Below are 23,424 nucleotides of genomic sequence, written 5' to 3'. Positions count from 1 at the left end.
GAGCCCGCAAAAGGATGGAATTAACTTCCTATGCGGGTATTTTAGTGCATTTATTCACCGATGGTTATTCGGTTCTCTTGTTAATTGGTCTTGAAGTAACTGTGCCAGTCGGTTTAATGGTGAGGCAGGCGGTAAGGGTCGGCTCAAAAAGTAAAATTGGCGCGTGAATTGTGATCCCAATGGTTGATAGGTGACCGATGGTGGTAGCACATTTTTTGAGACAATTGTTTGCCCAATGCCTTGGGTCAGCAAGCGAACAATAATGTCGTTGTTATTGACGACCATCACTTGCTTGGGGGTGAGGTTGTGTTGAGCGAGGTAGCGCTCCGTGTAATGACGAACACCGGATCCAGCTTCGCGTAACAACCAGAGTGGTTGTTTCGGATCACCGGCGTGGACGAGTTGATCGGTGAAAAAAGTTTGCCGAGTAATGCCGCTAGCCGTCAGCGGCTGTTCAATGAAGCCAAATTCCAAATTGTGAGCGACGAGATCGTCGACAATCGCCGCCGAATTCATGAGTAAGAGTTGGCAATCAAATTCCTGTAGCACAGTTGGTGGCAACTGAGTGACGATCGATGGCAGTTGCGTCGCGGCAATGGTGTTTGACACGCCGATTCGACAAGTGACGTGTGGCTCAGTGGCATGTTGGACTTGATCGACTAATTCTTGCCAACGATCCGTTAAGACTAAGCCTTCTTGATACAAAAGGTCGGCCGCAGCGGTTGGTGAAACACCGTGATGATCGCGAGTAAATAGCGGTGTCCCTAGTGTCTGCTCGAGTTGGTGAATCTGTACGGAGACGGTTGGCTGTGAGATGTACAGTTGCTCGGCGGCCTGTGAGAAGCTTCTAGTCTCATAAACGGCTTGAAAGACATTAAAAAATTTAATCATGGGTTCCCTTTCATAGATAAATGTAATAACAAGAATTTAGCATATGTATTTCCACTTGTAACGCGTTTTGGCTACGATAAGACCATCAATTAACGATGGGAGTCAGGATCGATGAAACAGCCAAGTGTTGATCGAAGTAGTATGGGGCGCAAGATTGGGCCCGGTTTGTTGGTCGCGATTGTCATTGCAGTTATTAGCCAAGGCCTAGCTCAAGTGATTCCACTAATCGGCGGGCCGACCATTGCCATCTTGCTCGGAATTGTGTTGGGGAATACATTTATTCGGCAACCACAATTGGAACCCGGCACGCGGTATGCCGAAAGTAAGTTATTGGAATTTTCGGTGGTTCTGTTAGGGGCGACCGTGACGGTACAAACGATCAGTCAAATTGGCTGGTCTGGCATCGCCTTTATCTTATGTCAGATGACGATTACGATCTTAGCGGCCATCGTTTTAGGTAAGGCGCTACATTTTAACGAAGGCACGACCTTGTTGATGGCTGGGGGTAATGCGGTCTGCGGCTCCTCTGCAATTGCCGCAATTGCACCAGCGATCGAGGCTGATGAAGCGGATCGTGGGATGGTCATTACCTTAGTCAATTTGATGGGCACGGTGTTGATGCTAGGGTTGCCAGTTATCGGACAGCTTGTCTTTGGCGGCGTGGCCCTAACTAAAGGGGCGCTTATCGGTGGCACCCTGCAATCAGTTGGTCAGGTGGTAGCTAGTGCCAGTATGATCAATCCAGCGACGGTCCAATTTGCGACGTTGTTTAAAATTATGCGGATTATGATGCTTGTGGTGGTGGTCTTCTTATTTGCGCGACTCCATGCCAAACACTTGGCGACGGAAGCACAGGAAGGTGCCTCAATTAGTGGCAATGGGAGTGGCAAGGTCTTGCCTTGGTACGTGGCGGCTTTTTTGGTGCTTTGCCTAATCAACAGCTTGATTCGATTACCGCACGTATTTAGCGTCAGTGCGCATTGGGTAAGCAGTTGGTGTGAAATCACTGCCTTAGCCGCGATCGGTTTGCGGCTAAACTTACAAGCCTTCCTGCGTGCTGGCAAACGGTTTGCGCTATATGGACTAGGCGTTGGTACAGTGCAAGTAGTCGCGGCGTTATTGCTGATTGCCGTGTTGATCCATTGATTAGTGATTGCGTGTTAGCTACCCAGCGTTAGTGTGATTGATAACATAAAAATTAATTCAAAACAATTAAATACCCGATATGAAAACGGTAAATCATTGTTTTGTCCGCCAACTTCATCAATAGTGGGTTAATTTAAGGACGTCAAAGCCCCGCAGCCGACATTAACCGGCTGCGGGGCTTATTGATGGCAAACTAGGCGGTCCCTAATGCTAAAATTTAGTCTTGGTGATCCAGTGAATGGTAATATTCACCACGCCAGAAATGGCTACGACGACACTAAGTGCTAAGTAAATTGGTAGTAAATGGTGTTGAGTCCAAGTGGCGACTGGCCACTGCAACAAACCGGCACTTAATCCGATGAGGCCGAGCAGCAAGGTATAGGTCGCCAAACCAGTACTGGAATTACGTAAATCGGCACTACTGAGATCAAAGCCACCGACGCTCAAATTTGTGACGAGCACCAACCACACTAGTCCATGGATAATGGCTGCGCCAATGGGGATAGCGGTCACTGGCGCGTGAAACAAGGTGCCAAACTGCGGGTTGACCGCAAAGGCGAGCCAGTTAGCTGAGACGGTTGGTAGCAGCCAAGCAGTCAGACCAAAAATCAAGACGCTGACCCCAACGATGGGCGCAAAGCCGATAAAAAAGTTGCCCATCGTTTGGTAGGTACTGCCACTATTCCAACGATGATTGACGTAGCCGAGGGTGAGCGCTTCTGGATCATCAGGCGCTTGTTGTGGATGGGCAAATTTAATCAATCGCACGCCGGTGATTTTGTGGGCAAACAGCACAGCCATTAACAAATGGCTGGCTTCGTGAACGATGATACCTAGGGCACCGAGATAGACCTGCGCATTGATGCCAAAGTGACTAGCGAGGACTTGTTTGCTATTGCGATTAATGATCGTCAATAACCAACTAAAGAAAAGTGGCAGGCCTAGGCCGTAGAAAAAGGTGGCCAGCAGACTAATCAGCACCTGCTGACCAAAATCGCCAATCGTCATGTTAATCCTCTTCTAAATCGGTAAAGGTGCCGTGAACTAATTTTGCCACTGCGGCAGCATTTACTTTAACCGAGCGGCCAATTTTACCAGAAGAGACAATGATGTCGCCTTGAACTTCGGCAGCATGATCAAAGTAAATCGGATACTGGTATTTTTCCCAGATACCGATTGGCGTATTGGCGCCGTGTTCGTAGCCGGTGGTCTTTAACAAGTCCTTTAATGGCACCATGCCGACTTTTTTATTGCCCGAGACGGCGGCTAACTTTTTGTAGCTCAAGTGGGTATCTAACGGGACAACACCCACTAAAGGACCGGTAACATTGCCAGTTAAGACTAATGTTTTATAAATATGATGTTCATCATAGTCTTCGTGATTAACGTCTAGTTGAGCGACGTCACCGGCTTGATGGGTGGCGAATTCAATTTGTTGATAGGGAATAGCAGCCTTATCTAAGATTTTTTCGACCAAGGTTTTTTGAAGCTTCTTTTTCTTTGCCATAACAGCTGACCTTCTTTGAATTGGTACGGACCTAAACATAAATTGGCTGGACCAATATTTTTCTGGTATACTCACACTAGACAGTATACAAGAGAAAGGAACCGAGCGTCGACATGGCAGACCTAGTTTATAAAAACGTTATGCAGGATCTGAAGCGCCGGATCAATGACAACCAGTTTCCGGATAAACGGTTGCCTGACGAACGCAGCTTAAGCGACGAGTATCAAGTGAGTCGTTCTTCGGTGAAACGCGCGTTAAATGTGCTCGCGCAACAAGGGATTATTTTTAAGAAACGTGGCTCTGGCACCTTCGTGAACCCGTTGTATTTAAAGAATCAGGCCGTGTTTAGCTATGAAGGTCGCAACCTAGGGGTGACAGACTCCATGCGTGTCGACGGCAAACATCCGGGCATTAAGCTACTAGATTTCCAAGTTGTGCCAGCGACGACCGAACTACAACAGGATCTCTTCTTGAATGACGATGATTTCGTTTATCAAATCAAACGACTGCGACTGCTTGATGATGAACCAGTGATGATCGAAACGGGCTTTATTCCAATTAAGATTATGCCAGAGTTATCTTCAACCGTGGCCTCAAGCTCGATCTTCAACTACTTAGAAGACATTAAACACGTGTCAGTGACCAAGTCTTTTATGACCGTTGCTGCTGAACCATCGACGAGTGAAGATCAACACCTATTAAGCTTGAAAGCAACTGAGCCAGTGGGCGTCCTGGGTGGGATCTTCTTCCTGGATGACGGCACGCCCTTTGAAGTCTCCAACATGCGGATTCATTATCAATTCATGAAATACAATACTTTCGTGGATTTGGATGCTGATTAGTTAATCCGCCAAGTGATTCTGTAAAAAACGAGAGTGGGACATAACGCCGAATTGAGAGCGAGCACTAGCGAAAAGGGATCATCTTCCGCACTTTGGAAGGTGATCCCTTTATTGCTAGGAACAGCTCTCAGGCGTTTGTCGCACGTTTTGACCATGGGGACGTGGTGCACAAAAATGAAGCCCAACGCCTTTTATAAGTTATGCCCCAAACTTGTTTTTTGAATTCCGTCCGTTTGCCGCGCAGTTAGTGAAATGGACGCTTTTTGTCATTGGTGAGTTGATACAAAGTTGCTTGTAAACGGCGAATATCCTCATCAGTGGGAACTTGGTGCCAATAAAAGGTTGGCGTTGTCGTGTAAGTCATGCTCAATAAGGTATCGATGGAAGCATCCGATAAAATGAGATCGACCGTTTGGGTATTACTCGACGCGATGCTGAGGTTAAAGCGGTTAAATAAGCCGTGGACGCGCAAGATGAGCCGCTGGATTTGCGAATGACTGGTTGAAATTAGCATTAATCGGATTGGTGGGTAATAAGCGGCGACATTGATTGAGCTAAAGGTTGCTTCGATTAAGGCCGGCGTTAAGTAAAAGAACCGCTGATTAAAACGATCCGTTAGTGGATTGTTTGGTAGTGCAATCGCGTCCATGAGATCTTGGCGACGAACAAAGTGAAGCTGCTCGAATTGGTCAGTTGGTGCTAATGACAGTTGTAAGACCGCCAAGGCCCCGTGATTTGGCATCAACAGCGTTCGATAATCGACGAGCAAAGTTGCCTGGGTTAAGCGCTCGAAATCACTGGCAGTTAATTTGACCATTAATCGATTGTTTAAGTCGCTCATTAATGCTTGGTTTAATGCGAGTAATTCGCGGCCAGCACTGCTGTCAACGAGCCAAGTCGGTTGCGGTGAGGTCACTTGACTCGTGTAAGGACCATATGCCAGCAAAAGACTACCGATGAATTGGGCCTCAATGTCAGTCGTTGGCGTCGTTTTCAAGTAGCTTTGTAAAGCTGCTAGTTGTGTCGTAACAGGCACTAACGGCACTTGAAATTGTTGATTGATCAGTTGCTTTAAGCTGATCCGTCGTTTGCTAATAACTAATAAAATTGCAAAAAAGACCCGTCGTTTGTAGTCGTTTTTCGGGTAGAGTTCGTCCGCCACCTCATCTAATACATGACTGGCCGCTTGTAAAAATGCGGTTGAGAACTCTGGCGCCAGTCCGCCGAAAAAGTGGGTGAATAAGGTCGTGACTAACAAACGTAAGGTAATTTCGTCACCGTCAAAGTGAATTCCCTGATTGGTTGAAAGGGTTAAATCATAATGACTCAGTAAATCATTGGTCACTTGAAAGGCCCGCCAAAACGTTGATTTACTGATGTGATTGCGTAGGCAAAAACCAGTCATACTTTCGGCAGTGTTAAAGGTCGCTGAGGTGATTAAAGCTAGTGACAGAGCTCGCTTGGCATAGTCGGTGCGTAATTTGATGACGGCAGCCATGACGTTGGTGGCAGTGACTGTTGTTTCACCAGTATTGGTGACTGTCAGCGTGGTTGGCAAATTGGCGTTGGCTAATTCGGCTTGGAGGGCGGTGATGCGATTTAACGTTGTCGTCAGTGAGTGCTCAATAACTTGGCTGAGTTGCTTCAACGATTGGGTGTGAGCATCAAGCGCGCGTAATAGCATTAACTTTTCGTAATCTTCTTTCTTTAGCCAAAAAATAAGGTTATTCACTGGCAAACCGCCCTTCATTTAAATTATTGTTTGAATCGTTTTATTATAACAGAAATTGAATGGCATCTATTCAGTAAAGCGAATTGATCCGCTGGTGTCGCCCCACCCCCAAATAATTTAATCACACAAAAATTATTGGGGTCTCTTAACAAAACGAACCTGTTAATCTTTGGTTAACTTAAATAGTTGTGTTTCATAACTGTCACAACGATTAGTCAGCAGATAATGGAGGAATTTTGGTTTGAAACGGAAGGCAAAATGGGGTTCGCTGGCGGTGACGCTACTGTTAGCGGGTGATCTAATTAATGGCACGATGACAACCGGATTGGCGACCCAGCGGATGCCAAAATCAGTAGTTACGGTGGGGCAAGAAAAGCAAATTCAGCCGATTTTACCAGCGCTGTCAGCACAGGAACGGCATGTTCGGATTAACAAGACGAATTTTCTTCAGTATTTTAATATTAATGGCGATGCTAGCTATGATCAGCAGACCGGGATTGTGACTTTGACGAAGAATGAATACTACCAATCCGGCAACATGACATTGAAGAATAAAATCAATAACCAACAAGATTTTGTGCTGACTGGAAAACTCAATATTGGTGATAAATCTCAGCGGCAAGGTGGTGCCGACGGGATCGGGATTGGTTTCCACAGTGGCGCCACCACGGCCGTTGGTCAAAGCGGTGGGGCAATGGGAATTGGTGGCTTACCTGGTGGTTTTGGTTGGAAAGCTGACACATTTTGGAATTATGACACGAATCAACGAGATAGTTGGTATTATGCGGATCCGGCGAAATTCCAGGGAGCCACCGGAACGACTGAAGGCAACGGCTATGCATTCGGTAGTTTTATGGCTAACGATCAGCGCGGTTACGTTAGAACCTACGATGAAGCGGATGCACCAGCACGTCGAATTGACGAGCCGCAGAACAATGAATTTAAAGATGTTCGCATTGAATATGAAGCGCAAAACCATATGATGACGGTTTTTTATGACGGCTTTATGTGGAAAACAAATGTCAGCAAATTTAGCCACGAACAAAATGCGTTAGCCTTTATGATTTCTGCGGCTACTGGTTCACGGGATAACCTGCAACAGTTCCAAATTACGCAATTTGATTATGAAGCTTACGGAATTGCTAATACCCGCTTTGTGGATCAGGACACTGGTGAAGAATTAACCCCTGGTAAACAATACAGTGGTGATTTGGGGATAAGCAAATCTTTAGCTGCTGATACGCAAGCAGTTAAACAGTCGTTAGCTGACCGTGGCTACGACTACCGCAGTGTCGCAGCCAGCTTGCCAGCTCAATTTAATGCGGATCAACAGACAGTCACCTTTACTAAGAATCCTAATACGATCACATATTACTTTAGCCGTCAGTCCGGCCAAGTGATCACCCATTATGTTGATGAGACGACCGACAAGCAGATCCACAAGGATGTCTCACAGACTGGCCGAATCGATGATCCATATACGACGAACGCTTTAGCAATCGATGGTTATGCGCTAGATGTAACTAAAATGCCCCGTAATGCCGATGGAAAATTTGTCAAAGGCGTCCAAGAAATTACCTATTACTACCGACCAGTGAAAGCACAACCGGTTGAAAATGGCACGGTGACCACCAAATATGTTGATGAAGCAACTGGGGCACTGATTGCAACCACGGAACAACAGCCAGGTCGCGTCGGTGATGACTATACGACCAGCGCTAAAACCATTGATGGCTACGCTTTAGATAATCAAAAATTACCAACCAATGCGTCTGGTAAATTTATCAAGGGCGACCAAGTTGTGACTTATTACTACAAACAGGTGAAAGATCAACCGATTGAAAATGGCACGGTGACGACCAAGTTCGTTGATGAAGCCACTAACCAAGAATTAGCTCAATCAGTGACACAAGCAGGCCGGGTCAATGACCCTTATACGACGTCACCAATTAGCATCGATGACTATGCCTTAGATGTTGATCGCTTACCGCAAAATGCCAAAGGTGCTTATAAGACCGGTAATCAGACGGTGATTTATTATTACCAACACCGCCATGAGGATCCGATTGAAAATGGGACCGTGACGACCAAGTTCGTTGACGAAGCAACTGGACGTGAATTGAGTACGGCTGTTGATCAAAAAGGCCGCGTCAATGATCCTTATACCACAGCAGCCAAGGCGATCAGTGGTTATGCCCTAGATGAACAAAAATTGCCGAAAAACGCAACGGGTAAATATGTCAAAGGCAATCAAGTGGTGACGTATTATTATCAAGCCGTTAATCAACCAAAACTTGAAAATGGGACCGTCACGACGCATTTCATCGATGAAGCAACCGGCAAAGACCTTCATAAGACAGTTTCTCAAAACGGACGTGTCGGCGATGATTACACGACCAGCGCGATCAATATCGAGGGCTATGCCTTAGATGAGCAAAAGCTACCGAAAAACGCTAATGGTCACTTTGCAAAAGCAGTCCAAACGGTTACCTATTACTATCACCAAGTCTCGCCCAAAAAGGTTGCCGACGGTCAAATCGAAGCTAGATTCATTGATGAAGCGACTGGTCAAGAAATTCATCAGCGCGTTAAGCAAACGGGTCGACTAGGCGACGCCTATACGACACAAGCGTTGAGTATTGATGGCTATCGATTAGATCAAGCTAAGTTACCAACAAATCAAACGGGTAAATTCCAAAAAGAACCTGGATTAGTGACGTATTATTATCAAAAAGTCACCCCGAATCCGGTCAATCCACAACAACCAATTACACCAGCCACAACCTTACCACCACACGATGGTACAACTGGCAACACTGGCGATACCACATCAGTGACGCCTGCACCAGTGACACCTAATCAACCAGCTGCGACGAAGCCAGCCACAAAAAAAGCTGGTTGGTTGCCGGCTACCGGACAGCAACGCGTCATTGCCGGTCTTGTGACCGGTGTATTAGCTGGTCTTGGCGGTGGCCTAGGTCTGCTGTGGTTCCGTCGGCGAAGTCATTAAAGTCATTTAAGTGAATATATTTTTAGGAGATTAAACATGATTAAAGAACGGCCCATCATTGAGCAAATCGAAACTGCAGCAGCCAAGGCCGATGAAATTCGTCAGCGCAGAAATCAGTTTCGCCAACAACATCATCTCGGTTATTACCAAGGACTAATTTTAATTTTGATTCAGGCTAAGCCTGGCTTAACACCTAGCGAACTCGCACAACTTTTGCACAGTTCAAAACCGCGCGTTTCCGGTTTGACGGCCAAGTTAATTTCCAAGGGGTATGTCGATGATGTTCAAAATCAGGTTGATCGACGCGTGCATCAATTGATGTTGACCCCAGCCGGTGTGAAAGTGACCGAAACAATCGCACCGTCACTAACGGTTAATGAAGATGAACCACTGATGCTGTAAGGTAGTCACAGCAAGATTTAACTGAATAGGAAATTTAAAAAGTAGATCCGGAAAGCATTTTCAGGCTGTCGCCAGCGAAAAATGATTTTTCGGATCTATTTTGATGTTGAGCGATAAGAGTTCAGTGTTTGCACGAAATGCTGATTTCACTTTTAAGACCACCTTTACTAGTCAAGCTGAGGATTGATATTAGGGCTAGATGCAAACTTGCGCTAAGATGCGTGTAATAGCCTTCAATGGACTATGGTGAAGGTGCAAAATAGTGCGAATGTTTTGATGAAACGCACAGAAGTGATGCTCGTTGCTGAAAGAAAGCATGGATTGTGTTTGAAGAGGACGAATTAAATGGACGTTGCACAAATTAAGCGACAATTAAGTGAGTTAGATAAAATTCAACAATATAATGATCCGGATTCGAGGGCATTTATTACCGCCGCTCATGAGATTAATGAAATTTTATATCGTGATATTAACATCAAAGATTTCACCTTTATCGGTCAGCATCTGAATCGTCACATGACGATTGATGATGAAGCAAAATTGGTTATTGCGGCACACGAAAATCGCCCGTTAACGGAAGCGGTCGGTTTGTCGGCAGGGGCTGCGGCAGCTTATACCATCCGCCGTGGTCGTCGACATAAGGGCCTGACTCAAGCAGAGTTAGCCGAAGCTGTGGGGATAACTCAGAGCCAAATGGCCAAAATAGAAAATGTTAGCATTGGCATTAATATCGATGTTTTACAGCGAATTATGAGTGTACTGGGCGAGACCTTTGTGGTTAAGCCGACTGCGACGGTTTAAATCGAGCACTTAATGTGAGTTAAGGTGTTTCAGGTCGATAATAAAAAGCGTTGCGGCAGTGACTCGAAAAACAAAGCACCCAGTCAGGCGATGGAACTTCAATCTGACTGGGTGCTTTGCTTATATTATGTTTAAAAATGTAAATTTAGCGGCGGACTGGCTTTTAATCATCCAATGGCGCGTCTTCAATCAAGGTACCGGCTTCTGGGCCAGCATTTAGTGTCAGCGTGCGATCGATACTGATGACCACCGCCGCAATGGCTTTTGGTAATTTGTTTTCGGTTGCATAAGCGGTTGCGTCGTCAAAAATCTGTCCACTTTCGTAAATCTTGACGTGGCCTTCAACCCGAAAGCCCTTTAAGCCAGGAAATGGATGGAACGCAACGGCAATCTTCCCGTTAGTTTGTAAATTGTGCCAAGCTTGTCGACCGGTTTCTTCGTTGTAAATCAAATGTTCGTCGTCAAGAATCCGCATCGTACCTTTAGGGCCAACCTGTGGATTACCATTTTCATCGACCGTTGCAATAAAAGCAAAGGCCCGGTCAACGAGGTCTTTCATCTCATCATTTAATTTTGCCATGTGAAACCCTCCAATTTATCAGCATTAATTCGATCTAGGCTGAGTATAAATCACCTTGGAATTGGCGACTAATATTTCGCCTTTTCATTTCCAAGTTGGCACCATTAAGCAAGTTAAGCTTTGGCAAGGTAAAAATCGAGGTTTGGTCGGAAGTCTGAAAGCTCGCGCAAACTGCGAAATATAAGCGAGTTAACCATAAAGTAGATCAATCTGGACGTAGCCGGCATTGGCTCAGCTAGTGTCGTTATCATTAGCGCAGCGCGCTTACGATAAGGCCTGACTGTGAAACCGGCGTATTTCCGGGTTCAGAGCTGGCCCACGGCGTTCCACCCAGATGCCCGCGAAGTTCAGATTGATGGACAGTGACCATCTCTGTAAAAATTAAATATGTTATACGGTTACGCGTGGTCTACCAATGTACTGCGACTAGAAAACGCGCTTGTCATCGCTGAAGGTTGCGCCCAACTAACAACCGTAACCGGGCCAAGACCGCCCAATTACGATTGTCTGTTGGTGCTCGCCTTCACCCGCGATGGCTCACGCTCTTTCGAAAACGCGCTCGTCAGACCTAAGTCCTGTGCACAACCAGCAACCACTACCAGGTGAACCCCACCTGTCCGCGATTCCCAGTTGTTGCTCGGACTTACCCGGCCCGGCTCACGCTCTCCAATTTTGAACCTTTTTATGTTCCTTTTAAGCTGCAATTTGTTAGGATAGGGGCAGATTAGCGGGTCAACTGAACACGTGAATTCCAGTTGATTTTCACTATGACGTATGCGGTGAAGGTGCCTTTTGATAATTGGGTCGTACCAATTTTCTAAAAGGTTGACTTTTATTCAAAAGTGTCTATCATAGAGACTGTAAATTAACCGGAAAAATATCGGCTGATTTCACAGCAAATTTCGTATTATTAATCTATTTGAAGGAGTGTACCTATTCATGGCAGTTGATTACGACTCACAAGAATACTTGGACACAGTTGACGCCTACTGGCGCGCAGCTAACTACCTTTCTGTTGGTCAATTGTTCTTAAAGGACAACCCATTATTGAAGGGCGACTTAACCGCTGAAGACGTTAAAGTTAAGCCAATTGGTCACTGGGGGACAATCGTACCTCAGAACTTCATTTACGCACATTTGAACCGTGCGATCTTGAAGTATGACTTGAACATGTTCTATATCGAAGGTTCAGGTCACGGTGGTCAAGTGATGGTTTCAAACGCCTACCTTGATGGTTCTTACACTGAACGTTACCCACGTATCACCCAGGACGAAACGGGGATGCAACGTTTATTCAAGCAATTCTCATTCCCAGGTGGGGTTGCTTCACATGCTGCTCCTGAAACACCAGGTTCAATCCACGAAGGTGGGGAACTTGGTTACTCACTTTCACACGGTGTTGGTGCGATCTTAGATAACCCAGACGTTATCGCTGCTGTTGAAATTGGTGACGGGGAAGCTGAAACTGGCCCATTAGCAGCATCATGGATGTCCAGCAAGTTCATCAACCCAATTCACGACGGTGCTGTATTGCCAATCGTGCAAGTTAACGGGTTCAAGATCTCTAACCCAACTGTCCTTTCACGGATGAGTGATGCTGATGTTACTAAGTACTTCGAAGGTATGGGCTGGTCCCCAATCTTTGTTGAAACTGATGGTGACGATCACAAGCAAGCTCACCAAGACATGGCTAAGGCGATCGACCACGCTGTTGAACAGATCAAGGCGATCCAAAAGAACGCCCGTGATAACAACGACGACTCATTACCTGTATGGCCAATGATCGTGCTTCGCGCACCTAAAGGTTGGACAGGTCCTAAGAAGGACTTAGATGGCAACCCAATTGAAAACTCATTCCGTGCGCACCAAGTGCCAATTCCGGTGGACTCAAACCACATGGAACACGTTGACATGTTGACGGACTGGATGAAGTCATACAAGCCAGAAGAATTATTCAACGAAGATGGTTCACCAAAGGACTTCTTGTCAGCTGTTGCACCTAAGGGTGACCAACGGATGGCGATGAACCCAATCACTAACGGTGGGATTCACCCAGAACCATTGAACTTGAACGATGTTCGCAAGTTTGCTGTTGCTGATGCAGACTTGAAGGACAACAAGAAGCAACGCATGGACATGGAAGTTCTTTCCAAGTTCACTGCTGACACGATGAAAGAAAACGAGAACACGTTCCGGATCATGGGACCTGACGAAACTATGTCTAACCGTCTCTGGGATGTCTTCGGTGTTACGAACCGTCAATGGATGGAAGACATTCATGAACCAAACGATGAATTCGTTGCGCACTCTGGCCGTGTCTTGGATTCACAATTATCTGAACACCAAGCTGAAGGTTGGTTAGAAGGTTACGTTCTGACTGGTCGTCACGGTTACTTTGCAACTTATGAATCATTCGGTCGTGTCGTGGACTCCATGTTGACACAACACTACAAGTGGCTACGTAAGGCGCAAGAACAAAACTGGCGTCATGACTACCCATCATTGAACATCATCAACACTTCCACTGTGTTCCAACAAGACCACAATGGTTACACTCACCAAGACCCAGGTATGATTGGTCACTTGGCTGAAAAGGGTCATGAACTAGTTAACGAATACTTGCCAGCCGACGCTAACTCTTTGTTAGCTGTTATGAACAAGGCATTGCAAGGTCGCGAAGAAATCAACTTGATCGTTGCTTCCAAGCACCCACGTACCCAATGGTTCTCCATTGATGAAGCAACTGAATTGGTTAACAATGGTTTGGGCATCATTCCTTGGGCTTCAAACGACAACAACGCTGAACCAGACGTTGTGATCGCTTCTGCCGGGACTGAACCAACGATGGAAGCTTTGGCATCCATCACGCTGTTACACGACAGCTTCCCAGACTTGAAGATTCGTTACATCAACGTGGTTGACTTGCTCAAACTTCGTAAGAAGGGTGACGACCAAGACGACCGTGGTTTGACGGACGAAGAATTCGACCGTTACTTCACCACTGACAAGCCAGTTATCTTTGCCTTCCATGGCTTCGAAAACACCTTGCGTGGTTTGGTTTACGACCGTCACAACAAGAACATCCACTTCCACGGTTACCGTGAAAATGGTGACATCACCACACCATTTGACATGCGTGTCTTGAACGAATTAGACCGCTTCCACTTGGCTAAGGATGCCATCAACGCAACGCAATACGCTGAATCTGCTGGCGAATTTACTCAACACATGGACGACATGGTTGCCAAGCACAACCAATATATCCGTGATGAAGGTACTGATTTACCAGAAGTCAACGCATGGCAATGGGAAGACATCACTAAGTAAGCTTAATATGAATTTGAAAGGTGCCGCTGTTCAATTACTGAATAGTGGCACCTTTTTTGTGTAATTTGTCTTATTCTTTCAACAATTATTTCGGGAGCTTATGATTTATGAGAACAAGTAGTAGTTTTTGCTAAGTATGTCTCCTATGCTTTGAGTATCATATTGGAGGGGGTTTTATGGCACAAGGTAACTTACTTGAACGGAAAGGTGATAAACGTCCTTTTCCGATTATTGATGATCACATTGGTGTCGGACGACTTTGGGGATTATTTATTTACCCAATTGTCTTATTTGTTATTTTAGCTTATGCCTCGGGTAAAATATATGTAAATAGCCAGACGGAATGGCTTTTTGGTTTTGCTATCGTACCAATGGTTTTATTTCTTGGTGGTTATTGGTTGATCAGTGGACAAGTACCTTGGATGTTATTCCGGCGTGTTTCTGGCAAGGAGTGGCGCCACACATTACTATTATTTTTGCTGCAGGTAATTTATAGTGGGCTTATCCAAGTTGTTTTCGCTGCTTTTCACGCTAAGACAAAGGCGAATGCCAACGCTGCACAGATAGGTGGATCCGACCGTTGGCCTTTATTTTTTCAATCGTCGTTTAGTGATCTATTCAGTTTAATGAATGAAGAGATTGTCGCAATTGGCGTTTTTTTAGCTTTTGCAGCAATTTTATTACAACAATTTCATCTAAAACGTAATGTGGCCATTTGGAGCGCATTAGGTGTCTCAATGATTGTTTTCGGAATGATTCACTTTGTTACTTACGATTGGGATATTCCACAAATGCTGATTATAATCGGTGTTTCAAGGCTTTTCGTTACTGGATCTTACATTTATTCAAAGAGTATCTGGACATCTTTCGCAATGCATTTTACGTTGGACACGGCAATTTTTTTATTTGCAACGGTGGCCGCTCATTAATTGACGGGAGTAAATATAAGTCTAACAATTTCGTTCATGAGCGAAATTCTAACAAGAAGCGAGATGAGAAAGAGGATTTTCCCTTCTTCACCTTGCTTTTTTATTTACTTTATAAAATTATAGAGATAGATATTGGTTTTGATTAAGCGTTCTAACTATAATTCATTCATTACATTTGGAGGGATAATTATGGAGAAAAATAATTTTTTTGAGCGGAAAGGTGATAAGCGACTGTTTCCAATTATTGATGATCACATTGCTGTTGGTCGACTTTGAGGACTATTTATTTATCCGATCGTTCTATTTTCCATTTTAGCCTATGCAACAGATAAGTTTGGTGGTGGCAATAACTTAGAACGATTTTTTGTTTTTATTTTTCCCCGATGCTCTTATTTATTGGTGGTTATTGGGTACTTAGCGGTCAGCGGCCATGGAATCTATTTCGTCACGTAATATTTAAAGAATGTCAGCATACACTATTCCTATTTTTTGCTCAAATCATTTATAGTGGCCTGATCCAAATTGTATTCGTCGCATTTCAAGCCAAAGGAAATACCGATACTAGTGCTACACAAACGAGTGCTCCTGATCGTTGGCCGCTGTTTTTTCAATCAGCGTTAGGCGATTTATTCAATTTGATGAATGAAGAATTTGTTGCAATTGGATTTTTTCTAGCTTTTGCGGCGATCTTAATCCACCAATTTCATATAAAGCATAATAAGGGCATCACAGCCTCACTGTTTGTTTCAATGTTTTTTTTGGAATGGTGCATTTTGCTGCTTATGATTGGGATATTTCACAAATGTTATTTATGATTGGAGTTTCAAGACTTTTTGTAACGGGATCTTACATCTATTCAAAGAGCATGTGGGCCTCGTTTGTAATGCATTATGCATGGGATACGGCCCTTTTGTTATTTGGGACTTTGCTTGCACATTAGTTAGAAACTTCAGAAGTTAAATGTCTGTCCTATTACGAATGTAAATAGAATACGCATAATTGGATGACGTCCTGTCAGATAGATGGGCCTTTTTTTATTCGAAAAAAATCTGTTGTTAACCCACGATTTAAGTAGGCTTACAACAGATATAATCAGGCTCATCCTGTTCGTTCATAATGGATTACTTGTTTTTCTTGTTATCTTTTTGCTGTTCACGTAATTCTTCAGATGTTAACAGGTCTTTAACGTGGAACTTAATCGAGGTGACTGTGTAACCCGTCATCGTTCGCACAGCGGAAGTAACTTTCCGAGTAATTTTATCGAAGATATCGTTGGCGTCTTTACCGTATTCTAAGGTGCCATCTAATTCTAGTTCAACAGACTTATTATCTGTATCAATGTCGGCCGAAACTCCCTGATCGGGTTTATTGCCACCGATTTGTGAGGAGATATTGTCAAAGATGCCACCTTTTAATTCAATGACACCATCAACTTCTTGAGCAGTTTTTCCAGCGATTTTTTCTAAAACGTCATCATCGAAAATTAATTCCTTTTTAGTAGTTGCTTCTGACATAATTAGTTTTCCTCCATTTTTTATCTGAATTTATACTAGTTTAATTTATTCGACTTCTCTTGTTTCGGTTGAGTGAGATGAATTCGGTTTGCCTTTTGATTGCTCTTGCCAGTCACGTTTACTCATCACGTCATTAATGTGTAAATTCAATTCAACTACGTCAAGACCGGTGAGGTTTTTAATGTCACGTACAACACGTTGGGTGACTTGGTCAAATAATTGATGAATGTCTTTACCGTATTCAACAGTTGCATTCATGTCCAGGGCGACTTGCTTTTTACCAACTTCTGCATCGATACCTTGGGTTGGATCAGCTTGGTTACGAAAACGATCGGTAATACCACTAAGCATGCCGCCATCAAGTGATAAAACGCCGTCCACATTGCGAGCCGCTAAACCAGCAATTTTTTCGATAACCCCATCATCGTAACTTAACGTCTTCTTCATTGGGGCCTGGGTTGGTTTTGCATTGTTATCCATTTTTATTACCTCCTACGGGTAGTGTTTTATTGATCTGATAAAAACCGATTAATTTGCGTGGAGATTTGTTTGCGATCGAACTTAGCGTACTTACCAATAAGCGCTCCGATGCCGCCGATAACGGCGACTAAAATCATGCTCCAAAAACCAGCCAGAACCCAGACGAGTCCCAATATAAGTCCGACTAGGGTGCCAAACATTGGTGGTTTCATTCAATCACTCCTTTCATCAAACGACGCGAACATCACGTTGATGTGAACTAACAGCGGGTTCAATCTTAATATGGCGATGGCGCAATTTGAAATCGAGCTGGTCATGTAAATATTGTTTAACAACCGTTAAAACGTTGTTGCCTAAATTTTTGAACTGTGCTGATTCTAAGGTAGTAGCAATACCTTCTACGCTGACGTCAATTTTTTGCTTTTTGTTGTGCGCTCGTAAATTGACTTTTACGTGGCCCATATCAGTTGAGGATTCAATTCGATATTTTAGGTCGTGTTCTAACGCACTTATCGGTAAAGAAACTGTCCCACGCGGGCCTTTGAATGCAACAGTAGCAATTGTTTGTGGTTTAAAAATACCTACCAGTAGGATGACAATACCGGTAATTATCGCAATGGCGCCTAATCCAATCATGATAACTTTGACAACCTCAGGGTTTAAGGAAATCCAATGACTGATCCATGATGGAGTCCAAGGCGTTTTTATGCGCGCCAATATTGTTAGACAACCTAATAGGATGACGACGACACCAGCTAAACTTACGAGCCATTTTGTTATTCTTTTCATGGACATCCCTCCTTTCTAGTTGATTAACTAAATCTTATTTTCTTTATTAGCTTTTCTCAAAAAATATGCTTATCGATTAAACGCCCTCATTTTATAAATCCCTTGTTACAGGGCCATTAAACGGATGGCAGCCAAAAAACTTTGTTAACAAAAGCACATTATTTTGTACTTTTATTCAAACATGCTAGCATCGGTTCCACAGTTAACAAAGATAAGCCTACAGGAGGAATCTATTATGATTACAATTTTCCATAACGAACTAGGGCATCACCGAATTCATTTTCCAAAGGGGAAGTACATCACTTTTAACCTTGTGCACCCTTCGCCGACATCGGCTTATCGGATTGAAATTCTTGATACTAACCTTGAAGGTGTGAAGCGACTTCAGGTTCGTTTCAGTCATTTAGGACAAATCCTTCAATTGCGGGATAGCCAATTAAGCTTTCAGTTGATCTAGACAATTTAACACTCGGGTTCAATTATGATGATCTGGTTAGACCTTAAAGTAGCGAACTGAGTGGGCTCCTGTAAAAGCAGATAATTTGAACCACTGGGGGGCGTTCTGTAATTTTGAAGTGAGACAGAGAATTTAACGGTTTTTAAAGGAGGAATGCCGCATGGTGCAACAAATGCATATCGCTGCTACGGTTAATAGCAACTTTTTGAAGCCGCTTCAAGTTTGCCTGTTATCAATTTTGCAGAACAATCCTAGTATGGATATTTATTTTCATATCATCGGTGAACAACTTAGCGAAAGTGAACAAGCTTCATTTGAGGTGTTAAGTGAACGCTTTAGTCAATGCAGAGAAATTGAATTTCTCAGTCCCGATAGTGAGCCTTACGAAACAGCGAATACAGATTCGCGGATTCCGATGGCGGCTTATTATCGGCTTGATTTACCACAGATGCTACCTGAACTTTCACGACTGCTATACATCGACTGTGATATGGTCTGCGACGACTCGTTGCTGGAGTTATGGCAGACGAATCTGCAGGGAAAAGTTATTGGAGCGGTTGAAGATGCTGGTTACGTAAAACGGTTAAGCGAGATGGGAATCCAGTGTCGAGATCAGACTTACTTTAACTCAGGTTTACTATTAATCGATATGGATGCCTGGCGAGAACAAAATATTACTGCTAAAGCGCAACTATTCATTCAACAACATGGAGATCTACTTTTATATCACGATCAAGACGTCCTAAATGCGGTTCTTGCTGATAATTGGTATTATCTGCACCCCTGCTACAATGCACAGTCGCGGTTAGTCCGTCGCGAGCAAGTTCATGCTGATCCGTATCGAGAAAAGTTGGCTGAAGAAGCGCGTCAACAGCCAGCTGTTATTCATTATTCTGGACGGAGTAAGCCGTGGATTATACAGGGCGTTCGTCCACATCCGTGGCGGTGCGTTTATCAAAATTATGCAGCCTTGCTGCATCACTTTTCACAATTACAACGTGGTTAATAAAGACCTATTTAAGGAGGAATATGATATGACAACTAACGTGATATTATTCGATCGGGAACAGGCACCAGTTTTGTGGTTGCAACGTGGCGAGACCGTGAACTTAGGTGCCGATGGTGATTTTGAATTACGGTTTGATGAGCAGGCCAACGCTTATGAATTACTAAAGTCACCTTTCGGTAAAGGTGAACAAACGCCAAACGACCAATTTTTCTTTTTCCAAGATCTCTTTGAACTAGCGGTTAAACAAGGCTATGCCATTGGGACTAGTGCTGAATCGGCTGAACCGATTAAAGAAGTGGAGTTGGTGCCTGGCATTGGGCAGGATAATTCTAAGCAGGTTTTGCGTTTGTACCTTAAATAAGGGAGGGGCCAATCATGCCTTGGACATATAAAGACTATCCCAGTTCCTTTAAAAACATGAATGTTAAGACGCGTCATAAAGCAATTGAAATCGCGAATGCTTTGAAACGAGACAAATACCCTGATGATCGAGCAATTCCTATTGCGATTAAGCAGGCTAAAGAGTGGTATGAAGATCATGTTGAAGGTAAACAAAAGTCGTAACATTGCCCCCACTGGATTCAGGAGGATATTACAATGGAACCAAATTTAATTGATCCACGGCACATGTTTTATACAGATAAATTTGCTAAACAAGACCAAGCGACCCCAGCTTTACAAAATCAAATGCAGCCGCAGCCTGATTGCGGCGAAGAAAGTTACCAGGGACATGACGAATTAAAAGACCGTCGGGTGTTAATTACTGGTGGTGACTCAGGCATTGGTCGAGCAGCCGCAATTGCTTTTGCGCGAGAAGGTGCTGACGTCGCCATTCAATTTCTCCCCGGTGAACAAAGCGATGCGCAAGAAGTTCAACACTATATTGAACAAGCCGGTCGAAAAGCCTTACTGCTACCCTATGATTTGCGCGATGAGGCGGCGCCAAAACAACTTGTTAAGCAAGTCGTTGATGCTTTTGGTGGCTTAGATACATTGGTTTTAAATGCTGCCCAACAAATTGCGACCGAAGATTATTCAGAGCTATCAATGGTACAGGTACGAGATACGTTTACGATCAATATCATCGCGATGATGGCGATCGTTAAAGAGGCGCAAGGTCATTTGCCACCAGGATCAGCCATTGTAACCACAACTTCGGTTCAGGCTTTTAATCCTAGTCCACAGCTAATCGATTACGCAGCTACTAAAGCTGCAATCGCCAATTACACGATTAATTTATCACAGGTCATGGCAGAACATGGCGTGCGCGTTAACGGTGTAGCACCAGGACCGATTTGGACGCCATTGCAACTCGACCATGGGCAACCGGAATCTGCCATCCCAGAATTTGGACAGAGTTCGTTAATGGGACGAGCTGGTCAACCGGCGGAATTGGCGCCAGTATATGTTTTTTTAGCCTCCAATAAAGCAAGTTACGTCACTGGTCAGATTTATGGAGTTACTGGTGGCGAGGCGATTAACCTTTGATACGAACTTGATGGGTTTTAAACTTTAGTGAGTAATTCTATGTTGGTGCTGTATGACAAAAAATAAGGCTTACCCGTTCTCAATAGAACGAAGTAAACCTTATTTTTTTGTGTACATCAATTTTCCAAAACCTTTTTCCATTTTTGCCAGCTATTGGCTTCATTGTAACGTCTGCAACTTTTAAGAGCACCCTGACTAAGTCGTTGCCATTCTGTTTCTGAAGCCAATAATATGTGTGTGATTCGCTCGGCCATCGCGTCAATATCTCCGTTGTTGACTAGATAACCATTTTCCTCATCGCGGGCGATTTCACCAGGTCCGTATGGCGCATCCATCGCAACGATTGGGGTACCATGTTGACAAGCTTCAACTAGTGACATGTTATAGCCTTCATCTCGGCTAGCCGATAAGGCGACCATTGCGTGGTCGTAAACGTCATCAATGTCTGGTGAGTAATTGACAAAATTGACAACCTTTTCTAGATGTAAGATCCTAAGCTGCTGTTGTAATTTTATGAGCAATTCTGGTTCGTTCACCAACCCATGAATCGATAATGTTGCTTGCGGCACATTTTGTTTAACTTTCGCAAACGAGTTAATCAGACGCGGTAAACCTTTTTGACTACTAATTCTTGCGATCGCAATGCAATGAAAGGGCCGCCGCTGAACAAATGGCATAATCGTTTTGTCATTATCTTCCAATACGATTGGAGGGATAGCCGATACATTCAATTGAACGGGCATTCGTTGTCTTAAATCAGTTGCTTCTTGATGAGAACCACATATTAAACCATTTATTTGGTCAGCCATTTCTTGAACCAATAACAAAAACGGCGGCAAATTCCCCAAAACCGGCTTCTCATAATTATAGGTCATGATGTTGTGCTCATAGCAAAAAAGTTTGGCCGGTTTTTGCTTCATGCACTGCACGGGTGCTAAAGTTTCATTTTCAAAATCCGAGATAAATATATTATCTTCGCCAGTACTTTGGTTCATCGCGTCGTAAAAGTGTCCAACCATTTCATGTCGGTTAGAAAACATCTGCTGTATGTTGCCAAATTCATCGAATATCTCATAAGAATGAAACGTCGATTGTCCCTTATCAACATGGCTCAAATGGTGTAGAATCCGGCAACGACCGTGGTTATCGTAGTATACCTCTTGGTTTACGTCCCCATTTTGGTCATAAAAGCAGGAACAATTTAAGAAACCACGACTATCATAGCGATTAGTGCGTGCAAACTTTCCATTGGAACCATACCAGTCAATGGTCAACAATCGTGCCTCTGCCAATTCTGCTACTGTGTTTGCAGGGTCCGCTGTGATTAGCTGCATTCGAACGTTGTTTTCATTCACTGCTTGCCAGTACAAAGTATTCACGCGTTGCCATGGTAGCGATAGCTCTACAAGATCTTTTGCTACTAAACTAACAGTAGGTACTTCAACAATTCCTTGATACCAATCGAAGCAATTTATATAGTTATCAGGTTTCAACCCTAGACGAAGCGCATTCTGCTCGTTTTGTGGATTGGACCAAAGGGTTAAAAATTTCACTCTTCTTCCATGATGGTTGAATAACTGCCGTCGTTTGATTTGCGCGTGTTCAACGCCCGACACGTTCCATCGAAACAAATCAGTCAGAAAGAAAATCATTTAATTCACCTTGTTCCCGTGTTTAGAGTGACTGAGTTAGCTACTAGCCAAAGATTACTCGATTGATGATCGCTACTTAGTCTAAACCGTTCTTCGGTTTCATTATGGCATAAATTCAGTAGTGAAATGTTTAGTTATATGCGCATGTCAATGATTTGGTGGCAAGTTTATCCGTTGTTGACACCGCAATTGGTTATTTCCAAAAAACTTTGTTACAAAAAGCACATAATTTTATCTTGCTTTGTAGACATGTTAGTATCGAGTTTATTAATAAAACTAATAGAAATCATTAAATTGGAGGATTTAACTATGATTACAATTTTTCATAACGAGCTTGGCCGACACTGCGTTAACTTTCCTAAAGGTAAATATATCATGTTTAACCTAGAGCATAGTCCTAAGGCAGCCGGCTATCGGTTGGAGATATTGGACACTAATTTGGTTGGGCTCAAGCAACTACAGTTACGTTTTAATCACTTAGGTCAAATCTTTCAGTTACACGAACAAGCTTTGAGTTTTCATTTGATTTAAAGGTTAAGCACAACAGGTTTGAGTTTTTCCTTAATATTTGTAAGCGGGGGCTGTGAACAAGCTTTTTTGATGCTTGAAAAACATGAGGTGAGATTTTCGAAATTGTTTTAATCGATCAATAACAAGCATCTAGGTTAGAGGTGACGTGGTTCAACTTTCAATTTAGGTGTTGATAGCAAATTTGAAGTACTTAGTAGATGGTCTTTCTATTGAATTTTTTAATTGGTGGTGTAACAAGATTACTTGTTTAGCCCAGTTACTAGTAGTTATGAGCTGGTTAAATCTGGTGGGATGCGGGTGCCTAAATGATATCGCTAAAATAACGATTTAAACCGCC

General features: G+C 43.7%; 23 protein-coding genes and 1 pseudogene. 14 read left to right on the top strand and 10 right to left on the bottom strand.

From position 1 onward, the window contains the following. Positions 1-54 precede the first annotated feature (54 nt). Positions 55-891, bottom strand: coding sequence for a LysR family transcriptional regulator (locus tag AC27FN_RS09095; protein WP_487167668.1), 837 nt, complete (start codon positions 889-891; stop codon positions 55-57). Positions 892-1,002: 111 nt separating this feature from the next. Between AC27FN_RS09095 and AC27FN_RS09090 the strand changes: the two genes are divergently transcribed. Beyond that, positions 1,003-2,037, top strand: a complete 1,035-nt coding sequence (locus AC27FN_RS09090) for a YeiH family protein (RefSeq protein ID WP_487167667.1) — start codon at positions 1,003-1,005, stop codon at positions 2,035-2,037. A gap of 210 nt (positions 2,038-2,247) precedes the next feature. Here AC27FN_RS09090 and AC27FN_RS09085 read toward each other — a convergent pair whose 3' ends face one another. Next, positions 2,248-3,045, bottom strand: coding sequence for a hypothetical protein (locus AC27FN_RS09085; RefSeq protein WP_487167666.1), 798 nt, complete (start codon positions 3,043-3,045; stop codon positions 2,248-2,250). A gap of 1 nt (position 3,046) precedes the next feature. Further along, a complete protein-coding gene (locus AC27FN_RS09080; protein WP_487167665.1) occupies positions 3,047-3,544 on the bottom strand; it encodes an aminoacyl-tRNA deacylase in 498 nt (165 codons plus the stop codon). A gap of 113 nt (positions 3,545-3,657) precedes the next feature. Here AC27FN_RS09080 and AC27FN_RS09075 point away from each other — a divergent pair, with 113 nt between their 5' ends. Beyond that, positions 3,658-4,386: a GntR family transcriptional regulator gene (locus AC27FN_RS09075; RefSeq protein WP_407884515.1), complete on the top strand. Its 729-nt coding sequence runs from the start codon at positions 3,658-3,660 to the stop codon at positions 4,384-4,386. Between the two features lie 244 nt (positions 4,387-4,630). Here the strand turns inward: AC27FN_RS09075 and AC27FN_RS09070 are convergent, their stop codons facing one another. Further along, entirely contained in the window at positions 4,631-6,118 is a 1,488-nt protein-coding gene (locus tag AC27FN_RS09070; RefSeq protein ID WP_487167664.1) for a helix-turn-helix domain-containing protein, read from the bottom strand. Positions 6,119-6,359: 241 nt separating this feature from the next. Between AC27FN_RS09070 and AC27FN_RS09065 the strand changes: the two genes are divergently transcribed. The 3 genes from AC27FN_RS09065 (at position 6,360) to AC27FN_RS09055 (ending at position 10,331) form a co-directional block, all read left to right on the top strand. After that, positions 6,360-9,128, top strand: coding sequence for a MucBP domain-containing protein (locus AC27FN_RS09065; protein WP_487167663.1), 2,769 nt, complete (start codon positions 6,360-6,362; stop codon positions 9,126-9,128). Positions 9,129-9,164: 36 nt separating this feature from the next. Further along, positions 9,165-9,530 (top strand): MarR family winged helix-turn-helix transcriptional regulator, encoded by a 366-nt coding sequence (locus AC27FN_RS09060; RefSeq protein WP_487167662.1) that lies wholly within the window; start codon positions 9,165-9,167, stop codon positions 9,528-9,530. Positions 9,531-9,875: 345 nt separating this feature from the next. After that, positions 9,876-10,331, top strand: coding sequence for a helix-turn-helix domain-containing protein (locus AC27FN_RS09055; protein WP_487167661.1), 456 nt, complete (start codon positions 9,876-9,878; stop codon positions 10,329-10,331). A gap of 163 nt (positions 10,332-10,494) precedes the next feature. On the opposite strand, the gene AC27FN_RS09050 is transcribed toward AC27FN_RS09055, so the two are convergent. Beyond that, entirely contained in the window at positions 10,495-10,911 is a 417-nt protein-coding gene (locus tag AC27FN_RS09050; RefSeq protein WP_487167660.1) for a pyridoxamine 5'-phosphate oxidase family protein, read from the bottom strand. 939 nt (positions 10,912-11,850) lie between these two features. Between AC27FN_RS09050 and AC27FN_RS09045 the strand changes: the two genes are divergently transcribed. From AC27FN_RS09045 to AC27FN_RS09035, 3 genes and pseudogenes are all read left to right on the top strand, one after another. Continuing rightward, complete coding sequence (locus tag AC27FN_RS09045) at positions 11,851-14,238, top strand: phosphoketolase family protein (RefSeq protein ID WP_487167659.1); 2,388 nt, start codon at positions 11,851-11,853, stop codon at positions 14,236-14,238. 176 nt (positions 14,239-14,414) lie between these two features. After that, positions 14,415-15,167 (top strand): CPBP family glutamic-type intramembrane protease, encoded by a 753-nt coding sequence (locus tag AC27FN_RS09040; protein ID WP_487167658.1) that lies wholly within the window; start codon positions 14,415-14,417, stop codon positions 15,165-15,167. Positions 15,168-15,924: 757 nt separating this feature from the next. Beyond that, positions 15,925-16,107, top strand: a pseudogene (locus AC27FN_RS09035) (hypothetical protein); the annotation flags it as partial. A 181-nt stretch (positions 16,108-16,288) separates the two neighbouring features. On the opposite strand, the gene AC27FN_RS09030 reads toward AC27FN_RS09035, so the two are convergent. Genes AC27FN_RS09030 through amaP form a run of 4 tightly spaced genes read right to left on the bottom strand, consistent with a single transcriptional unit; the run spans position 16,289 to position 17,950 of the window. Further along, entirely contained in the window at positions 16,289-16,681 is a 393-nt protein-coding gene (locus AC27FN_RS09030; RefSeq protein ID WP_487167657.1) for an Asp23/Gls24 family envelope stress response protein, read from the bottom strand. A gap of 45 nt (positions 16,682-16,726) precedes the next feature. Continuing rightward, complete coding sequence (locus AC27FN_RS09025) at positions 16,727-17,161, bottom strand: Asp23/Gls24 family envelope stress response protein (RefSeq protein ID WP_487167656.1); 435 nt, start codon at positions 17,159-17,161, stop codon at positions 16,727-16,729. A gap of 26 nt (positions 17,162-17,187) precedes the next feature. Then, a complete protein-coding gene (locus AC27FN_RS09020; protein WP_487167655.1) occupies positions 17,188-17,373 on the bottom strand; it encodes a DUF2273 domain-containing protein in 186 nt (61 codons plus the stop codon). Positions 17,374-17,389: 16 nt separating this feature from the next. After that, a complete protein-coding gene (gene amaP, locus AC27FN_RS09015) occupies positions 17,390-17,950 on the bottom strand; it encodes an alkaline shock response membrane anchor protein AmaP (RefSeq protein ID WP_487167654.1) in 561 nt (186 codons plus the stop codon). Positions 17,951-18,185: 235 nt separating this feature from the next. Here amaP and AC27FN_RS09010 point away from each other — a divergent pair, with 235 nt between their 5' ends. The 5 genes from AC27FN_RS09010 (at position 18,186) to AC27FN_RS08990 (ending at position 20,904) form a co-directional block, all read left to right on the top strand. After that, complete coding sequence (locus AC27FN_RS09010; RefSeq protein ID WP_487167653.1) at positions 18,186-18,407, top strand: hypothetical protein; 222 nt, start codon at positions 18,186-18,188, stop codon at positions 18,405-18,407. 160 nt (positions 18,408-18,567) lie between these two features. Continuing rightward, positions 18,568-19,413 (top strand): glycosyltransferase family 8 protein, encoded by an 846-nt coding sequence (locus AC27FN_RS09005; protein ID WP_487167652.1) that lies wholly within the window; start codon positions 18,568-18,570, stop codon positions 19,411-19,413. A 28-nt stretch (positions 19,414-19,441) separates the two neighbouring features. Beyond that, positions 19,442-19,777, top strand: a complete 336-nt coding sequence (locus AC27FN_RS09000; RefSeq protein ID WP_487167651.1) for a hypothetical protein — start codon at positions 19,442-19,444, stop codon at positions 19,775-19,777. Positions 19,778-19,791: 14 nt separating this feature from the next. Beyond that, positions 19,792-19,980, top strand: coding sequence for a DUF2188 domain-containing protein (locus AC27FN_RS08995; RefSeq protein ID WP_265256477.1), 189 nt, complete (start codon positions 19,792-19,794; stop codon positions 19,978-19,980). 33 nt (positions 19,981-20,013) lie between these two features. Further along, positions 20,014-20,904 (top strand): SDR family oxidoreductase, encoded by an 891-nt coding sequence (locus tag AC27FN_RS08990; protein WP_487167650.1) that lies wholly within the window; start codon positions 20,014-20,016, stop codon positions 20,902-20,904. Between the two features lie 116 nt (positions 20,905-21,020). Here the strand turns inward: AC27FN_RS08990 and AC27FN_RS08985 are convergent, their stop codons facing one another. After that, positions 21,021-22,457 (bottom strand): glycosyltransferase, encoded by a 1,437-nt coding sequence (locus tag AC27FN_RS08985; RefSeq protein WP_487167649.1) that lies wholly within the window; start codon positions 22,455-22,457, stop codon positions 21,021-21,023. A 408-nt stretch (positions 22,458-22,865) separates the two neighbouring features. Here AC27FN_RS08985 and AC27FN_RS08980 point away from each other — a divergent pair, with 408 nt between their 5' ends. Next, positions 22,866-23,087 carry a hypothetical protein gene (locus AC27FN_RS08980; RefSeq protein ID WP_487167648.1) on the top strand — a complete coding sequence of 74 codons (222 nt, stop codon included), beginning with the start codon at positions 22,866-22,868 and terminating at the stop codon, positions 23,085-23,087. Positions 23,088-23,424 lie beyond the last annotated feature (337 nt).

It is taken from the genome of Furfurilactobacillus sp. W61-4 (assembly GCF_057545565.1).
This window is presented reverse-complemented; position numbering and strand designations above follow the sequence as displayed.

Bases quoted from the DNA above. Each gene is read 5' to 3' on its own strand.
- AC27FN_RS09095 (WP_487167668.1), bottom strand. From the start codon at position 891: ATGATTAAATTTTTTAATGTCTTTCAAGCCGTTTATGAGACTAGAAGC.
- AC27FN_RS09090 (WP_487167667.1), top strand. From the start codon at position 1,003: ATGAAACAGCCAAGTGTTGATCGAAGTAGTATGGGGCGCAAGATTGGG.
- AC27FN_RS09085 (WP_487167666.1), bottom strand. From the start codon at position 3,045: ATGACGATTGGCGATTTTGGTCAGCAGGTGCTGATTAGTCTGCTGGCC.
- AC27FN_RS09080 (WP_487167665.1), bottom strand. From the start codon at position 3,544: ATGGCAAAGAAAAAGAAGCTTCAAAAAACCTTGGTCGAAAAAATCTTA.
- AC27FN_RS09075 (WP_407884515.1), top strand. From the start codon at position 3,658: ATGGCAGACCTAGTTTATAAAAACGTTATGCAGGATCTGAAGCGCCGG.
- AC27FN_RS09060 (WP_487167662.1), top strand. From the start codon at position 9,165: ATGATTAAAGAACGGCCCATCATTGAGCAAATCGAAACTGCAGCAGCC.
- AC27FN_RS09055 (WP_487167661.1), top strand. From the start codon at position 9,876: ATGGACGTTGCACAAATTAAGCGACAATTAAGTGAGTTAGATAAAATT.
- AC27FN_RS09050 (WP_487167660.1), bottom strand. From the start codon at position 10,911: ATGGCAAAATTAAATGATGAGATGAAAGACCTCGTTGACCGGGCCTTT.
- AC27FN_RS09045 (WP_487167659.1), top strand. From the start codon at position 11,851: ATGGCAGTTGATTACGACTCACAAGAATACTTGGACACAGTTGACGCC.
- AC27FN_RS09040 (WP_487167658.1), top strand. From the start codon at position 14,415: ATGGCACAAGGTAACTTACTTGAACGGAAAGGTGATAAACGTCCTTTT.
- AC27FN_RS09030 (WP_487167657.1), bottom strand. From the start codon at position 16,681: ATGTCAGAAGCAACTACTAAAAAGGAATTAATTTTCGATGATGACGTT.
- AC27FN_RS09025 (WP_487167656.1), bottom strand. From the start codon at position 17,161: ATGGATAACAATGCAAAACCAACCCAGGCCCCAATGAAGAAGACGTTA.
- AC27FN_RS09020 (WP_487167655.1), bottom strand. From the start codon at position 17,373: ATGAAACCACCAATGTTTGGCACCCTAGTCGGACTTATATTGGGACTC.
- amaP (WP_487167654.1), bottom strand. From the start codon at position 17,950: ATGAAAAGAATAACAAAATGGCTCGTAAGTTTAGCTGGTGTCGTCGTC.
- AC27FN_RS09010 (WP_487167653.1), top strand. From the start codon at position 18,186: ATGATTACAATTTTCCATAACGAACTAGGGCATCACCGAATTCATTTT.
- AC27FN_RS09005 (WP_487167652.1), top strand. From the start codon at position 18,568: ATGGTGCAACAAATGCATATCGCTGCTACGGTTAATAGCAACTTTTTG.
- AC27FN_RS09000 (WP_487167651.1), top strand. From the start codon at position 19,442: ATGACAACTAACGTGATATTATTCGATCGGGAACAGGCACCAGTTTTG.
- AC27FN_RS08995 (WP_265256477.1), top strand. From the start codon at position 19,792: ATGCCTTGGACATATAAAGACTATCCCAGTTCCTTTAAAAACATGAAT.
- AC27FN_RS08990 (WP_487167650.1), top strand. From the start codon at position 20,014: ATGGAACCAAATTTAATTGATCCACGGCACATGTTTTATACAGATAAA.
- AC27FN_RS08980 (WP_487167648.1), top strand. From the start codon at position 22,866: ATGATTACAATTTTTCATAACGAGCTTGGCCGACACTGCGTTAACTTT.